This window comes from Stenotrophomonas sp. Steno-Z1, from assembly GCF_056393175.1.
Map to the genome: position 1 here is coordinate 170,599 of NZ_JBWJPB010000002.1, position 15,034 is coordinate 185,632.

Here is a 15,034-nt window from a genome sequence, read left to right on the forward strand (position 1 = left end):
AACCCATGGCAGACAATCATTACGACGCCATCGTCGTTGGCTCCGGCATCAGTGGCGGCTGGGCGGCGAAGGAACTGACCGAGAAAGGCCTCAAGGTCCTGATGCTGGAACGCGGACGCAACATCGAGCACGTCAAGGACTACGTCAACGCGATGAAGGAGCCGTGGGATTTCCCACACCGCAACCGGCCCACCCAGGCGATGAAGGCCGAGTACCCGGTGTTGATGCGCGACTACGGTCTTGCCGAGAACCTGGAGGGAATGTGGGCCAACGAAAAGGAATCGCCGTACATCGAAACCAAGCGGTTCGACTGGTTCCGCGGTTATCACGTGGGCGGTCGCTCGCTGATGTGGGGGCGGCAGAGTTATCGCCTGTCGGACCTGGATTTCGAGGCGAATCTGAGGGAGGGCATCGCCACCGATTGGCCGATCCGTTACGCCGACATCGCCCCCTGGTATGACCACGTGGAGAAGTTCGCCGGCATCGCCGGCACGCGCGAGGGGCTGGACGTGTTGCCGGACGGCGAGTTCCTGCCGCCGATCCCGCTGAACATCGTCGAGAAGGACGTGGCCGCGCGGATCAAGAAGGCCTTTGGCGGCACCCGGCACCTGATCCATTCGCGCACCGCGAACATCACCCAGCCCAAGCCCGAGCAGGGTCGCGTCAACTGCCAGTACCGCAACAAGTGCATCCTGGGCTGTCCCTTCGGCGCCTACTTCTCCACCCAGGCGGCGACGCTGCCGGCGGCCATGAAGACCGGAAACCTGACCCTGCGGCCGTTCTCGATCGTCAAGGAAGTGCTCTACGACAAGGACCGCAAGCGCGCGCGTGGCGTGGAAATCATCGATGCAGAAAGCGGGAAGACCTACCAGTACACGGCCAAGGTCATCTTCCTCAACGCGTCCTCCTTCAATTCAAGCTGGCTGCTGATGAACTCGGCCACCGATGTATGGGAAGGCGGGTTGGGCTCTTCGTCCGGCGAGCTTGGGCACAACGTGATGGACCATCATTTCGGCGCCGGTGCCTCCGGCCGGGTCGAGGGCTACGACGACAAGTACTACTTCGGCCGTCGACCGTGCGGCTTCTACATTCCGCGTTTCCGCAACGTCGCCGCCGATAAGCGCGGCTACACGCGCGGGTTTGGCTATCAGGGCGGTGCCAGCCGCAACGGGTGGTCGCGCGAGATCGCCGAGTTGAACATCGGCGCCGACCTGAAGGAGGCGCTGACCGTGCCGGGCGACTGGCGCATCGGCATGACCGGCTTCGGCGAAATGCTGCCGCACCACGACAACACGATCCGCCTGGACAGGGACCGCAAGGACAAGTGGGGACTGCCGGTGCTGGCGATGGATGTCTCCATGCGCGCCAACGAACTGGCCATGCGCAAGGACATGGCCGCCGATGCCGCCGAGATGCTCGAGGCCGCCGGGGTCAAGGACGTGGAAATGCACGACCACGACTATGCGCCGGGCAAGGGCATCCACGAAATGGGGACCGCGCGCATGGGCCGTGACCGCCGCAACTCGGTGCTCAACCAGCACAATCAGGTCTGGGATGCACCCAACGTGTACGTGACAGACGGGGCCTGCATGACCTCCAGCGCGTGCGTGAATCCCTCGCTGACCTACATGGCGCTGACGGCGCGGGCAGCCGATCATGCCGTGCGCGAACTGAAAGCGGGGAACCTGTGATGGAACGTCGCGACCTGTTGAAGATGATCGTCGCCGCCACCGGCGCGGCCATGATCGGTTTGCCCGCGCTCGTCCAGGGACAGGCGCCCGCCGCAGGGGCGAAGACGCCTTTCTCCGACGCCGATGTTGGCACGTTGGATGAAATCGCCGAGACCATCCTGCCGCGCACTGCAACGCCGGGGGCGAAGGACGCCGGTGCCGGTCTGTTCATGGCGCGGTTCGTTGCCGACTGCTACACGCCCCGGCAGCAGGCGACGTTCCGCGCAGGCCTGGTCGACATCGACAAGCGCGCTGGCGGCCGATTCGCGTCGCTCGCGCCGCAGTCCCGCACCGATCTCCTGCGCGCGCTGGATGCAGAGGCCAGGAAACACGCGGTCGACGTGACCGAGACCGGCACCGCCGCGGAGGGAGAAGCGATGCCGCATTACTTCACCATGATCAAGCAGCTCGCCATCTTCGGCTTCTTCACCTCGAAGGTCGGCGCGACCGACGTGCTGCGCTACGTCGCAGTACCGGGCCGCTACGACGGCGACCTGGCCTATGTTCCTGGCACGCCCGCCTGGGGGACCAGCTGATGAACCGCAACACGTTGATCAGGCCTCTCCAGGTTGCAGCTGGCCTGCTGGCCACGGCATCTGTGTTTGCACAGGCCGATACCGATCCCGCGCGCGATCCAACGAAGACCGAGGTGTGGACCCCCGTGCCTGCGGTCGTGTCCACGCCTCAAGGGAGGGCGCCCTCCGACGCGATCGTGCTGTTCGATGGCAAGGATGTGGCCGCCTGGGAGTCGGAGTTGGGCGGACGCGTACCTTGGCGCGTGGCCGATGGCGCACTCACAGTGGTTCCGGGCAGCAAGGGCATCCGCACCCGGCAACGCTTCTGCGACATCCAACTGCATGTCGAGTGGCGCACGCCTACCGACACGAAAGGATTCGACGGTCAGAACCGGGGTAACAGCGGCATCTTCCTGCAGGAGTTGTACGAGTTGCAGGTGCTGGACAGCTACAACAACCCGACCTACGCCAACGGCCAGGCCGGCTCGATCTACAAGCAGGCGATGCCACGGGTGAATGCCTCGCGTGCGCCGGGGCAGTGGCAGGCTTACGACATCGTCTGGAGGGCGCCGCGATTCTCGGCAGGCGGCGGGCTCACCTCACCGGCCCGCATCACCGTGCTGCACAACGGCGTGCTGGTGCAGGACGACACCGTCATCTCGGGCAGGACCGAGTACATCGGCGCACCGTCGTACGCGCCGCATGGGTGCGCGCCGCTCTACCTGCAGGAACACGATTCCAGGGTGAGTTACCGCAACATCTGGGTGCGGGAACTGTAACGCCGGCCCGCAGGGGCCGGCACCGGACCGTCAGTGCGACAGATAGCTGGCGAGGTCGTCGATCTCCTGCTCGGAGAGCTGGGAAAAGGGCGGCATCAACCCGCCGCCTTTCTTGATCTTCTCCTTGATCTGCGCCGGCTGCAGCCGCTTGGCGACATCGGTGAGCGCCGGGAACGTGGGCGGAACGCCGGCGCGATCTGCACCGTGGCAGGCCGTGCAGTGGGTGGCGTAAAGCGCTGCCCCGGCCGCAGGCGCATCCTTGGACCAAGCCGTCGTCGCAAGCGTCGCACCCGATAGCAGTACGGCCAGGGTCGTGATCAGGGTCAAACGAGTGTTCAAGGGCAACTCCTTGGCTGGCTAGCGCGGTGCGCGGGCGGGCAGGTTGGCGGGCAGGTGGGCGCGCAGGTAGTCGGCCGACGCCTGGATGACCTTGGCCGGATCACGCGGATGGTCGTGCTCGACGATGTACCACTGCACGCCGGCATCGGCGGCGGCAGGCAGGATGGCGTTCCAGTCCAGGACGCCCTGGCCCACGGCAGCGAAACCCCCTTCGTCGTCGGCCTGGCCTTTGGGCGCATTGTCCTTGGCGTGCACCGCGAACAGGCGACCACGGAATTTTCCCAGCATCACCGCCGGGTCATGGCCCGCACGCGCGACCCAGGCCAGGTCCAGCTCGGTCAGGAGGTCGGGGCCGGCCGCGGCGAACAGCAGTTCCAGGCCGGTCCTGCCATCGAACTGGACCAGCTCGAAGTCGTGGTTGTGGTAGGCCAGGCGCATGCCACCGGCCCGCGCCCGCGTGGCGATGCGGCCCAGTTCCTGGCCCAACGCGGTCCAGCCTGCCGCATCGGTCGGCCGCGCCTTCTCGTCCAGGTACGGCACCACCAGCACCGTGTTGCCGATCGACCGGTTGAAGGCCACGACCCCGTCCAGGTCCCTGCGCAGTTCGGCCAGTTGGACGTGGGAGGAAATCGCCTTGATCGAATACCTGTCCAGCAGCTGCTTGAGTTCCACCGCGCTGACGTTCTGCGTGCCGACGGTTTCGACCGCGCCCACGCCGGCGTCGTGGACGATCTTCAACTGCTGGTCGAGCGAGCCGGCATCGCGCAGCGTGTACATCTGCACCGCGATGGGCGGTTGCGGTGCGGCGGCGTCGCGTGCGAAGGCGGGCAGGGCAACGAGGAACAGCAGTGCAAGCGTCGCGGTCGTGCGTACTGGGGTGTTCATCAGGCAGTCTCCCGGGATTCAGTCGATGGCGGTCCAGGCGCGTGTCCTGGCCGAAGCGATGACGCGATCAACGATCAGCGCCGAGCGCAATCCGTCGTCGAAGGTGGGCAGGCCCTGGGGCTGCTCGCCGTCGATGGCGCGATAGGTGTCGGCGACAAACGCCTCGAAGCATGTGGCGTAGCCCTGCGCGTGTCCGGCCGGCAACACCGACAGCCGGCGTTGCTCGGCACTGCCTGCGCCGGGCCCGCGCACGAAGATTTCCTCGCGCTGGTCGGGCAGGCCGATCCACAGCCGTTCGGCGTCCTCCTGGTCGAACGCCACGCTGGCCTTGGCGCCATCGATCTCGAACCAGAGGCGATTGCGGCGTCCCGCCGACACCTGGCTGACCGTCAATGACGCCAGCGTCCCCGCGCCGGTCCTGAACATCGCCGCCGCCACATCCTCGCTCGCTACGGCCTGCATCGCCCCGCCCGCCGCGGGCGCGGTGAAGCTCTGCCCGGCAAGCGAGCCGCGCTCGGCAATCACGGTGGCGAACGCTGCGCTGACGTCGACGAAACGCTCGCCGCCCACCCATTCCACCAGGTCGCACCAGTGCGAGCCGATGTCGGCGAACACGCGTGATGCGCCGCCCAGGGCCGGGTCCACGCGCCAGTTGTTGCTGGCCGGGTCCAGCAGCCAGTCCTGCAGGTAGCTGCCGTGGATCAGGCGCAGCGGGCCCAGTTCGCCCTGCGCGATGCGGGCGCGCGCTTCGCGGATCACCGGGTGGTAGCGGTAGACGAAGGGCACCGTGGCGACCAGCCCGGTCGAGGCGGCCAAGGACGCCAATGTCTGGGCGTCTTCCAGTGTCGTGGCCAGCGGCTTCTCGCAGACCACGTGCTTGCCGGCTTGCAGCGCCGCCTGCGCCATGGCGCGGTGCAGGTGATTGGGCGTACAGACGTGCACGACCTGGACCTGCGGATCGGCGAGCACGTCGTCGATGTCGCGATAGGCGCGCGGCAGATTCCACGACTGCGCCACGTCGTGCGCGCGTTGCGGGGACGAGGCGGCGACACCGCGGACCTCGGCACCGGCCAGCAGGGCGGCGCGACGATGCACGGCCCCGATCATGCCGGTGCCGACGATGGCGATTCCAAGTTTGCGCATCGGGGGGAGGTCCTCAGGGCGTGGTGGGGGCAACCGCGACCACCGGCCGGTCGCGGAACAGCAGGAGGAAGGCGATCAGCACGAGCAGCGCGACGCCGGCCGGGAACAGCCAGATCTGCTGCCAGTCCGGACCGGTCGCGGTGGTGTAGTGCTCCACCACCGCGCCGGACAGGAACGTGCCGATCAACATGCCCACGCCGTAGGTGGCCAGGGTGATGAAGCCCTGCGCGCTGCTGCGCGCGGCGGGGCCGGCATGCGCGTCGGTGTAGATCTGGCCGGTGACGAAGAAGAAGTCGTAGCAGATGCCGTGCAGCACGATGCCGATCACGATCAGCGAGAAGCCGCCGCCCGCATCGCCGAAGGCGAACAGGGCGTAGCGCACCACCCAGGCGGCCATGCCCACCGCCAGCATGGTCTTGACCCCCAGCCGCACGAACAGGAACGGCATGGCCAGCATCAGCAGCACTTCGGACACCTGGCCCAGCGATTGCAGCCCGGCGGCGCCGCGCACGCCCAGGTCGTTGAGATACGGGTTGGTGAAGTTGTAGTAGAACGCCAGCGGGATGCAGATGGCGATGGACGCCAGGAAAAACACCAGGTAGGAGCGCGACTTCAGGAGCCGAAGCGAGTCCAGTCCCAGGATCTGCCCCATCCCGGCGTCGCGCTGTTGCGCCAGCGGCGGCGTGTGCGGCAGGGTGAAGGCATACAGGCCCAGGGCCAGCGACGCCATCGCGGCCATCCGGAAGGTCAGCTCGAGCCGATGTGCCTGTTCCCAGCCGAGCCAGCCGATCAGCACGCCGGCCACGATCCAGCCGATGCTGCCGGCCACGCGCACCAGCGGAAACTGCTTCTCCGGCGACTGCATGTGCCGCATCGCCACGCTGTTGGCCAGTGCCAACGTCGGCATGAACAGCAGCATGTACCCCATCACGCAGGCCGAGAACGTACCGAAGTCCGTCGCCGTGGACGCCAGCCACATCAGTACCGCGCCGGCCAGGTGCAGTATCGCGAGGATGCGCTGCGCCGCGAAGTAGCGATCGGCGACCAGGCCAACCAGGAAGGGCGCCACGATGGCGCCGATGGACTGGCTGAGGAAGGCCGTCGCCACCTGGCTCGCGCTGGCCTGGAGCGGGCCCTGCACCAGGTACGTCCCGAGGGTGACGAACCATGCCCCCCAGATGAAGAACTGCAGAAACATCATCGCGCCCAAGCGCGACATGGTATGCGTCATGGCTTGCCCTCCCAGGCGGTCGTGGCTCAGATCCCCAGCATGCGGCGCAGTGTTTCCGGATCGGCGCCGCTGTCGGCGAAGTCGTCGAAGGCGCGCCCGGTGACGCGGATGATGTGGTCGCGGATGAAGGCTGCGCCCTCACGCGCGCCGTCTTCCGGGTGCTTCAGGCAGCACTCCCACTCCAGCACCGCCCAGCCGGGAAAATCGTATTGCGCGAATCTGGAGAAGATCGCCTTGAAGTCGATCTGGCCGTCTCCCAGCGAACGGAACCGTCCCGGACGATCGATCCAGTCCTGGTACCCGCCGTAGACCCCACTGCGCGCACTGGCGCGATACTCCGCGTCCTTGACGTGGAAGATGCCGATGCGCTCGTGGTACCGGTCGATGAAGCCCAGGTAGTCGATCTGCTGCAGCAGCAGGTGGCTGGGGTCGTACAGCATCCTGGCGCGAGGGTGGTGGTCCACCGCGTCGAGGAAGCGCTCGAAGGTCGCGCCGTCGTGCAGGTCCTCGCCCGGGTGGATCTCGAAGCACAGGTCCACGCCGCAGGCGTCGAAGGCGTCCAGGATGGGGCGCCAGCGTCGGCCGAGTTCGGCGAAGGCTTCATCCACCAGCCCCGGCGGGCGTTGCGGCCAGGGATAGAAGTAAGGCCAGGCCAGCGCGCCGGAGAAGGTGGCATGCGCGGCCAGCCCAAGACGCTCGCTGGCCTTGGCCGCGAGCATCAGCTGTTGCACCGCCCAGGCTTGGCGGGCGGCCGGATCGCCGCGCTTGTCCGGCGGCGCGAATCCGTCGAACAGGCTGTCGTAGGCGGGATGGACCGCGACCAGCTGCCCTTGCAGGTGGGTGGACAGCTCCGTGATCTGCAGGCCATGACCGGCGAGCATGCCGGTGATGTCGTCGCAATACGCCTGGCTGCGCGCGGCCTCGGCCAGGTCGAACACGTGGGGCGCGCTGGTAGGCACTTGTACGCCAGAATATCCCAGGCCCGCGGCCCACCTGGCCAGCGTGTCCAGCCGATCAAAAGGAGGTGTGTCGCCGATGAACTGCGCCAGGAACAGCGCCGGACCCTTGAGCGTCTTCAACGTGATTCGCCCCAATGCAATCGATTGCATTTATCCTAGCATGGGCCTCCCGCAAGACCTGTTGTGCACTGCACAGTGCGGATAAGAACTGAAACCATGGCAACCATTTACGACATTGCAAAGCACGTTGGCGTCTCCGCAGGCACGGTGTCGCGGGCGCTGTCCCGGCCGGAAAAAGTCCTGCCGGCCACGCGCACGCGCATCGAGCAGGCCGCCGCCGCGCTGGGCTATGTCCCCAACACGGTGGCCAGGACGCTCAAGACCCAGCGCAGCGGCAAGCTGCTGGTCACCGTGCCGGACATTGCCAATCCATTCTTCGCCCAGATCCTGCAGGGTGCCGAGGACGCGGCGCAGGCCGTCGGTTATGCCGTCCTGCTGGGCGATACCCAACATCGGCCCGACCGCGAGGAGCGCTACGCGCAGATGCTCCGGCGCAACGAGGCCGACGGCCTGATCGTGCTCGGGCATCGCCTTCCACCGACGGCGCGCGAGATCGTCCAGCAGCTGGGCGCCGCCGCGCCGGTGGTCAACGGGTGCGAGTTCGATCCCGCGTTGGGCCTGCCCAGCGTCCACATCGACAACGCGGCCGCCGCGCGCGCCGTGATGGAACACCTGTACGGGCTGGGACACGAGCGCATCGCCGTGGTGGGCGGGCCGCCCGACAATCCCCTGCACCTGCAACGGTTGGAAGGGGTGCGGGCCGTCGGCAAGGCGCGCGGCCGCCTGCGCAGCCTGGTCATCGCGCCAGGGGACTTCTCCGTGGAATCCGGGCATGCGGCGGGGGTGGCGCTGCTGAGCAGCGCGACGGCGCCGACCGCCGTGTTCTGCTTCAGCGACCAGATGGCGCTGGGCGTGCTGGCGGCCTGCCGGGACAGGGGCATCCGCGTCCCCGAGGACCTGTCCATCGTCGGCTTCGACGACCTGGCGTCCTCCCGGTACCTCACGCCGCCGTTGACGACCATCCGGCAACCCATGCGGGAGATCGGCGAGCGTTCGGTCAACCTGCTGCTCGCCATCATCGAACGGGTCGATGTGCCGCGCCAGCAAACGCTGGATTTCAGCTTGATGGTGCGGGGGTCGACCGCCGCGCCCCGGGGCTAGGGGACGGCAGGCCAAAACGCGTCATGCATGCATCGAGGTACGCGCCGCCTACCGCGGGGACCTGCATCGGCATGCGGGTTGCCGCTGGCGGGCTGGCGGGCGCTGCCCATCCACCGCAATCTCGGCTACCGTATCCCACGCTTACACAGGGATGCCGTATGCGCCACCGTTCTTCTTTCCGCTCGCGCCAGCCCAATCCGCTGCGCCGCACCCTCACGACCCGCTGCCTGGCGCTGGTACTGCTCGCGGCGTCGGCGAGCGCCGGTGCCGTGGTCATTCGCGATGATGTCGATGACGCCCGCTACCGGGTGGATGCGTCCACGATCCCCGCGCTGGTTGACATGCCGGGCGAAAGGCATGGCGTGCTCATCGCGCCGCGATGGGTGGTGACCGCCGCACACGCGGCCCCCATGCAGGGCATGGACGCGGACGTCACCATCAACGGGATCGCGCGCCGGGTTGAACGCGTGATCGTGCATCCCGGCTACAAGCGGATGCCGGCGGCCTTGGGCGAGGCGGCGCTGGCAAGCGGAAACCCCTCCCGGATACACGCCTTCCTGGCCGGCTCGGACGACATCGCGCTGGTCCAGCTTGCGCAACCCGTGCACAACGTGCGTATCTCCCGCTACGTCGACTGGATCGATGGAGTGACGTGCGAAGCGAGCGACGGGAACTGCCCGCTGCGACCGTAGCTGCCCACGACCCAGGCGATGGTCTACACGCGTCACTTTCCTTTTGCCGGGAGGCCGAATGCGATACCTGTGCGACGTTGATGTGCTGTCGAACCTGCGCAATGGCAGAACCGTGGAACAACTGCTGCCGGGCAGGGTCGAGGATGCGTCGTCGATCGTCCGCTACATCAGCCTGGAGCGCGCTGGCGTGGATCGTTGGGCCGTGCGGCTTTGCGAAGTGCTGGATATCGGGAACACGGACTTCATCGATGTGTATGTCTTCCCCGCGCTGGACCCGGATGAACCGTTCGGTGCGGTGGCACTGTTTCCCACGCCAGAGGCGGCGCTGACGCACGCGCGGGTGGCGTTGTCGGCCGATCCGCGAAAGTTCGTCAACGTCGGCATGGTCCAGAGCGAGTATCAGGATGCCTGCCGCGCCGGCCCGGACGGTGGGCCGCTTGATCGCGGCCCCAATCGCTGATACTGGAGCGATCTACCAGGCCCGTTCGATGCGCATGGAGGGCGGGATGCTGTCGCGCCCGCCATCGGCGTTGGACCGGGGAAGCGGCGGCAGGGGGGTGTACTCCCCGAACGCCCCGGTGGGCGAGGAGCGGGCTGGCTTCTTTGCGCCGGGTGAACGCGCTCAACATGGCCGCGGCGCGGGCAGTGCCGCATCCTCTACCATGGGCCACCTGCCAGGAAGCGCCGCCATGTCCCTCGTGATTCCCACCTTGCCCAAGCCCCCCGTCGCCCGCATCGCGGCCTGGCTGCTGATGCTGCTGGGCATGTGGCTGGCGTTGAAGCTGGGCCTGGTGGTGACGCTGCTGTCGGGGCTGCTGGTGTTCCACCTGACCCATCTGCTGGCCTCCACCGTTGAAGGCAAGCTGCCGCCGGGGCGCGCACGTGCCTACTCGGTGATCGTGCTGTCGGCGCTGATCATCGGCGTGCTCACCCTGGCCGCGATCGGCATCGCCTCGTTCTTCCGCACGGAAACCGGCGGGCCTGATGCACTGCTGATGCGCCTCATGGATATCCTCAATTCGTCCCGCCACCAGGTGCCGGCTCTGCTGCAGCCCTACATCCCCGAGGACCTGCAGGCGCTGCGCACGGCGGTGAACGACTGGGCCGCCACCCACCGCCAGCAGCTCGGCATCGCCGGCACGTCGGTGGTGCAGATCAGCGTGCGGGTGCTGATCGGCATGGTGCTGGGCGCGATGATCGCGCTGTACGACGAACTGCCGCTGCCGAAGATGGGGCCGCTGGCGCAGGAGCTGATCGGACGCACCTCGCGGCTGGCCACCGCGTTCCGCCAGGTGGTATTTGCGCAGGTGAAGATCTCGCTGCTCAACACGTTGTTCACCGCGATCTTCCTGCTGGTGGTGCTGCCGCTGTTCGGGGTGCATGTGCCGCTGTCCAAGACGCTGGTGCTGATTACGTTCCTGGCCGGCCTGCTGCCGGTGGTGGGCAACATCATCTCCAACACCGTGATCACCATCGTCGCGCTGTCGGTGTCGTTCTACGTGGCGATGGCCGCGCTGCTGTACCTGGTGGTCATCCACAAGCTGGAGTATTTCCTCAACGCGCGCATCGTGGGCGGTGAGATCCAGGCGCGCGCGTGGGAGCTGCTGTTGGCGATGCTGGTGATGGAGGCCGCGTTCGGTCTGCCGGGGTTGGTGGCCGCGCCGGTGTTCTATGCGTACATCAAGCGCGAGCTGCTGGACCAGCGCTGGATCTGAGATGGCGCAGCCACGCGTGGCGTGGCTCTACGGTGCGCGTCAGCGCGGTGCGGTCCACGCCGGCTTGGCGAGCTTGCTGCGGCGCTGCTCGGTGCGGTTGGCGTGGTAACGCGCGATGCTCTGTCCCAGCTCGTCCAGCGCGCCGGCCGGCATCCACAGCTGCTGCGTGCCACGGGTCATCGCGGTGTACGCCGCGCGCACCGGGTTGTGCGCGTAGCCACGACCGAAACCGGTGCGGAAGCAGCACATCGACATCGCGACCTGGGCGAACTCGGTGTTCTTGGCGTGCTCGACCAGCATCAACTGCAGCGGTGCCTCGTGGAAGGCGGTCAGGCGCTGGGTCAGTTCGATGAACCGATCGCGGTTGTAGCCGCGCATGAACATGCGCGGGATCTGCGGCATGTCCTGTTCGTTGCACTCGGCCAGCAGGGCCTCCCAGCGCTGGCTGCTGCCACCGTGCGAGGTCATCTCGCGGTAGGCCTCTTCGCCGCGGTTCACCTCGCGGCCCACGCTGGACAGCGTGTCCGGATGCACGCCGAAGCTTGCCCCAGCCGCCGACAGCCGCTGCGCTTCTTCCAGCAGCCGCCACGGGTTGCCGTACACGCGTGCGCCGCGGCCGGGCACCTCGTCCCACGCGGCATAGGTGCGGGCCAGTGTCGGCTGGTCGGGGGAACCGGCGAACGGTCCGTCGAAGTAGCCGGTGGCATCCAGCGCCACTGTCTCGTTGACCAGTTGCTCGACCATCGGGCCCTGGCGCACCGACTGCACGATCTCCAGTTTCATGCCGGTGGCAAAGCGCGGTGAGCGCCCGACCAGGCGCTGGTTGGGATCGCCCAGGCTGATCACCGAGCCCTCGTAGCCGGACAGCAGTGCCTTCCACGCCGGGCTCATGTCGTGGCCCTCGTCGATGAGCAGGGTGCCCCAGCTGGCCGGGATCCTGGCACCGTGCAGCGCCAGCCATTTGCCGATGTGGTCGACGTTGAGGCTGAGCAGCGTGGCTTTCTGCAGCACCGGGTCAAACATGCAGCGCCACACATGCTCGGCGGCGGCGATGTAGGGGGCCGCATCGATCATCGCCCACGGCACCGCGCGCACGAAGTGGCGGGGCGCCAGGCGTTCGTCCCGCGAGCGGCACCAGGTGGCGATGCCTTCGAAGGCCACGCGCAGCACGCTGGCCGGCGGCTGGTTGCCGATCGGTTGCAGGCCGATGCGCTGGGCGATGTCGCGGAAAGACGCCTTGCTGATCTGGAAGGTCGGGCGGTAGGCGGTGCCGAGGATGCCGAGGCGGAACGCGCTGCCGGCCACCTGGTTGGCGAAGCTGATCTGCGACAGGATTTCCACCGGCAACGCCCCGCTCAGCCGGCGCCGGAACGCCTGTACCTGGCTGGGGCGCGGGGCGATGTAGGTGTAGCGCCGGGTCGCGCTGTCCAGCAGTTGCAGGATGAGGTGGGTCTTGCCGGCGCCCGCATAGGCGTCCAGGTCGATGTGCTCGTCGTCGTTGGCCACGATCGCGCGCAGTGCGCGGGCCTGTTCGGTGGTGTAATCGTGGGTGCGCTCGACGTAGGCGGGTGCCTGCAGGGCTTCGCCGCCGGTTGCATCCTGCGCGTCCGGGTCCACCGCCGCATCGGTGTAGAAGCGGATCGTGTGCGGCTCCAGCGTGGTGCGGCAGGCGGCCTGGAACGGGTCCACCGGGTAGTCCTCCGGCGACAACTGGCAGAACTGCTGCACCACCGCCTCCGGGCCCAGCACCACGCCCTGCAGGGCCAGCGCTTCCAGCCAGTCGTTCAGGCGCGTCGGCAGTCGGGGCGCCAGCGCATGGAACTGCGCGGCGGCAGCATCCGGGTGCGCGGCAAACAGCCCGCAGGCCTGCTCGATCAGCCGGGTCAGCGCAGCGCTGTGATGGGGCTTGCCCTGGCAGAGCGCGGCGGCGAACAGCCCGGCTCGCTCCAGCGCGGCGGCCGGGATCTGCGCACCTTCAAGGAACGCGGCCAGCGCTGACGGGCTCAGCGGCAGGAAATACACAGGTTGGGTCGGCAGGGGCATTGCAGGGGGGATCGGACGGCTGCCGGCAAGGTAGCAGATGCACCCCTGCTGCGCTCAGAACGGGTGCGCCTTGGCGCAGGCCAGTGCGTGGTTGTAGTCGCTGGACATGCAGCGGTAGAACGCGCGCTTGTTGCCGGCGGCGGCCTCGCAGTCGGCCAGGCTGAGCTGGGGCAGCAACGCCCGCAGGGGCGCGGCGGCGCGCTCGAAATCGGCAGCGGGCAGGTAGCCGCCCTGCACGTTCTTTTGGCCCACCTCCAGCATGGTCTCCACGCTGTAGCGGGCGTTCTCCACCGCCTTGGGACAGGCCAGCGGCGCATCGCCGTCGCGTACCTCCAGCAGCGCGGCGGCGAGCTGGTCGGCATCGGCGAGGGCCTGCTCACGCGGGCCCGCTGCGCCGGCAACGGGCGAGGCCGGCGCGGCAGGCGGCGCGGCGGCGGCCAGGCCGATGATCAACAGTGTCGCCAACATGCCCATCGGGCGCTCCTTGCCAAGATGTCCCGCACCGGCGGCGCCGCGTGCATCCCTCGCCGATCATAGCGTGGCGGCAGGCAGCCGGGTCATCGACCCGATGACCGTGCAGCAGGCGCGCCTGCGCACGGCGTATCGGGTGCATCGCAGGCGCCGCATCGCAACGGTCGGCCTGCGCCGCTTACATTGCGCTGCCCACCGGCGTGATCCGGCGCGCGTCCTGCGCCGCCTTCACCTTGCGCCACCACGGCGACCCCGGCTGCGGTGCATCCAGGTCCAGGCGCTCGCCCATGCCCGGGGTGGCCAGGGCGATGGCGCGCTGCGCAGCCAGCGCACTCACCCGTTCAAAGGGTTCGTCCCACCGGTGCAGGGCCAGGTCGAAGGTGCCGTTGTGGATCGGCACCAGCCAGCGGCCGCGCAGGTCCTGGTGGGCCTGCACCGTCTGCTCGGGCTGCATGTGCACGAACGGCCACTTCGCGTCGTAGGCGCCGGTTTCGATGAAGGTGACATCGAACGGCCCATAGCGCTCGCCGATCTGGCGGAAACCATCGAAGTAGCCGGTGTCGCCGCTGAAGAACAGGCGCAGGCCGTCATCGAGGATCACCCACGATGCCCACAGCGTGCGATCGCGGTCACGCAGGCCGCGCCCGGAAAAGTGCTGCGCCGGCGTGGCGGCAAAGCGCACCCCGTCCACCTCGGTTTCCTGCCACCAGTCCAGCTGGCGCACCCGCTCGCGCGGCACGCCCCAGGCGATCAGGCGGTCGCCCACGCCCAGCGGGGTGAGGAACACGTCGGCACGGCTGGCCAGGTACTTGATGGTGGCGCGGTCGAGGTGGTCGTAGTGGTCGTGCGAGAGCAGCACGCCGCGGATGGGCGGCAGGTCGTGCAGGGCGATCGGCGGGGCGTGGAAGCGCTTGGGGCCCATCCATTGCACCGGCGAGGCGCGCTTGGAAAACACCGGGTCGGTCAGCCACCAGCCGCCGCGCAATTTCACCAACAGCGTGGAATGACCCAGCCGGTACAGGCTGTGGTCCGGCGCGCTGGCGAGCTCGGCGGCGCTGACCGCGCGAACCGGTGGGGCCTGCGGCGGGGTGGTGCCGGCCGGGCGGTCGAACAGGAATTCCCATAGCAGCTTCAGCGTGCCGGTGACGGTCTCCTTGGGCTTGGGGGCAACGTTGGTGAAGTGGCCGCCCTGCATCTGCGGCGATTGGTCGTGGTTGGCGATAGGCACGGTCAGGGTCATCCCGAGTAGTACGGTGAGGGAGAAGGCGGCAACAAGCAGGGGGAGGGCTCTCATGGCGCACCTTCGGTGAA

Annotated in this window: 14 protein-coding genes and 1 pseudogene; 7 read left to right on the forward strand and 8 right to left on the reverse strand. The window is 68.0% G+C overall.

Features of this window, described 5'->3' with window-relative positions:
• The first annotated feature begins 5 nt into the window (after positions 1-5).
• From AC06FD_RS07490 to AC06FD_RS07500, 3 genes are read left to right on the forward strand one after another with little or no spacing between them, the layout of a single operon-like run.
• On the forward strand, positions 6-1,691 hold the full coding sequence (locus AC06FD_RS07490) for a GMC oxidoreductase (RefSeq protein ID WP_478077462.1): 1,686 nt from the start codon (positions 6-8) through the stop codon (positions 1,689-1,691).
• Positions 1,691-2,266 (forward strand): gluconate 2-dehydrogenase subunit 3 family protein, encoded by a 576-nt coding sequence (locus AC06FD_RS07495; protein ID WP_449334868.1) that lies wholly within the window; start codon positions 1,691-1,693, stop codon positions 2,264-2,266. Before AC06FD_RS07490 ends, AC06FD_RS07495 begins: the two co-directional genes overlap by 1 nt.
• Positions 2,266-3,024 (forward strand): 3-keto-disaccharide hydrolase, encoded by a 759-nt coding sequence (locus AC06FD_RS07500; RefSeq protein WP_478077463.1) that lies wholly within the window; start codon positions 2,266-2,268, stop codon positions 3,022-3,024. The genes AC06FD_RS07495 and AC06FD_RS07500 overlap by 1 nt, the downstream gene beginning before the upstream one ends.
• Positions 3,025-3,054: 30 nt before the next feature.
• Here AC06FD_RS07500 and AC06FD_RS07505 read toward each other — a convergent pair whose 3' ends face one another.
• The 5 genes from AC06FD_RS07505 to AC06FD_RS07525 are packed head-to-tail and all read right to left on the reverse strand — an operon-like array spanning position 3,055 to position 7,701.
• Positions 3,055-3,363, reverse strand: a complete 309-nt coding sequence (locus AC06FD_RS07505) for a c-type cytochrome (protein ID WP_449334867.1) — start codon at positions 3,361-3,363, stop codon at positions 3,055-3,057.
• Positions 3,364-3,381: 18 nt separating this feature from the next.
• Complete coding sequence (locus tag AC06FD_RS07510; RefSeq protein WP_478077464.1) at positions 3,382-4,248, reverse strand: sugar phosphate isomerase/epimerase family protein; 867 nt, start codon at positions 4,246-4,248, stop codon at positions 3,382-3,384.
• A gap of 18 nt (positions 4,249-4,266) precedes the next feature.
• On the reverse strand, positions 4,267-5,391 hold the full coding sequence (locus tag AC06FD_RS07515; protein WP_478077465.1) for a Gfo/Idh/MocA family protein: 1,125 nt from the start codon (positions 5,389-5,391) through the stop codon (positions 4,267-4,269).
• 13 nt (positions 5,392-5,404) lie between these two features.
• Positions 5,405-6,622 carry a nucleoside permease gene (locus AC06FD_RS07520; protein ID WP_259203790.1) on the reverse strand — a complete coding sequence of 406 codons (1,218 nt, stop codon included), beginning with the start codon at positions 6,620-6,622 and terminating at the stop codon, positions 5,405-5,407.
• Positions 6,623-6,648: 26 nt separating this feature from the next.
• Positions 6,649-7,701, reverse strand: a complete 1,053-nt coding sequence (locus tag AC06FD_RS07525; RefSeq protein ID WP_478077466.1) for a sugar phosphate isomerase/epimerase family protein — start codon at positions 7,699-7,701, stop codon at positions 6,649-6,651.
• A 96-nt stretch (positions 7,702-7,797) separates the two neighbouring features.
• Here AC06FD_RS07525 and AC06FD_RS07530 point away from each other — a divergent pair, with 96 nt between their 5' ends.
• The 4 genes and pseudogenes from AC06FD_RS07530 (at position 7,798) to AC06FD_RS07545 (ending at position 11,209) form a co-directional block, all read left to right on the forward strand.
• Positions 7,798-8,802 (forward strand): LacI family DNA-binding transcriptional regulator, encoded by a 1,005-nt coding sequence (locus AC06FD_RS07530; RefSeq protein ID WP_259203792.1) that lies wholly within the window; start codon positions 7,798-7,800, stop codon positions 8,800-8,802.
• A 200-nt stretch (positions 8,803-9,002) separates the two neighbouring features.
• Positions 9,003-9,419, forward strand: a pseudogene (locus AC06FD_RS07535) (trypsin-like serine protease); the annotation flags it as partial.
• A 133-nt stretch (positions 9,420-9,552) separates the two neighbouring features.
• Positions 9,553-9,954: a hypothetical protein gene (locus AC06FD_RS07540; RefSeq protein WP_478077467.1), complete on the forward strand. Its 402-nt coding sequence runs from the start codon at positions 9,553-9,555 to the stop codon at positions 9,952-9,954.
• Positions 9,955-10,183: 229 nt separating this feature from the next.
• A complete protein-coding gene (locus AC06FD_RS07545) occupies positions 10,184-11,209 on the forward strand; it encodes an AI-2E family transporter (RefSeq protein WP_259203795.1) in 1,026 nt (341 codons plus the stop codon).
• A 39-nt stretch (positions 11,210-11,248) separates the two neighbouring features.
• Here the strand turns inward: AC06FD_RS07545 and AC06FD_RS07550 are convergent, their stop codons facing one another.
• The 3 genes from AC06FD_RS07550 to AC06FD_RS07560 form a co-directional block, all read right to left on the reverse strand.
• The gene (locus AC06FD_RS07550; protein WP_478077468.1) at positions 11,249-13,252 is read right to left on the reverse strand and encodes a hypothetical protein; all 2,004 of its coding nucleotides are present in this window, start codon (positions 13,250-13,252) and stop codon (positions 11,249-11,251) included.
• A 54-nt stretch (positions 13,253-13,306) separates the two neighbouring features.
• Entirely contained in the window at positions 13,307-13,720 is a 414-nt protein-coding gene (locus tag AC06FD_RS07555) for a hypothetical protein (RefSeq protein ID WP_394161720.1), read from the reverse strand.
• A 181-nt stretch (positions 13,721-13,901) separates the two neighbouring features.
• Positions 13,902-14,963 carry an MBL fold metallo-hydrolase gene (locus AC06FD_RS07560; RefSeq protein ID WP_259204884.1) on the reverse strand — a complete coding sequence of 354 codons (1,062 nt, stop codon included), beginning with the start codon at positions 14,961-14,963 and terminating at the stop codon, positions 13,902-13,904.
• Between the last annotated feature and the right edge of the window lie 71 nt (positions 14,964-15,034).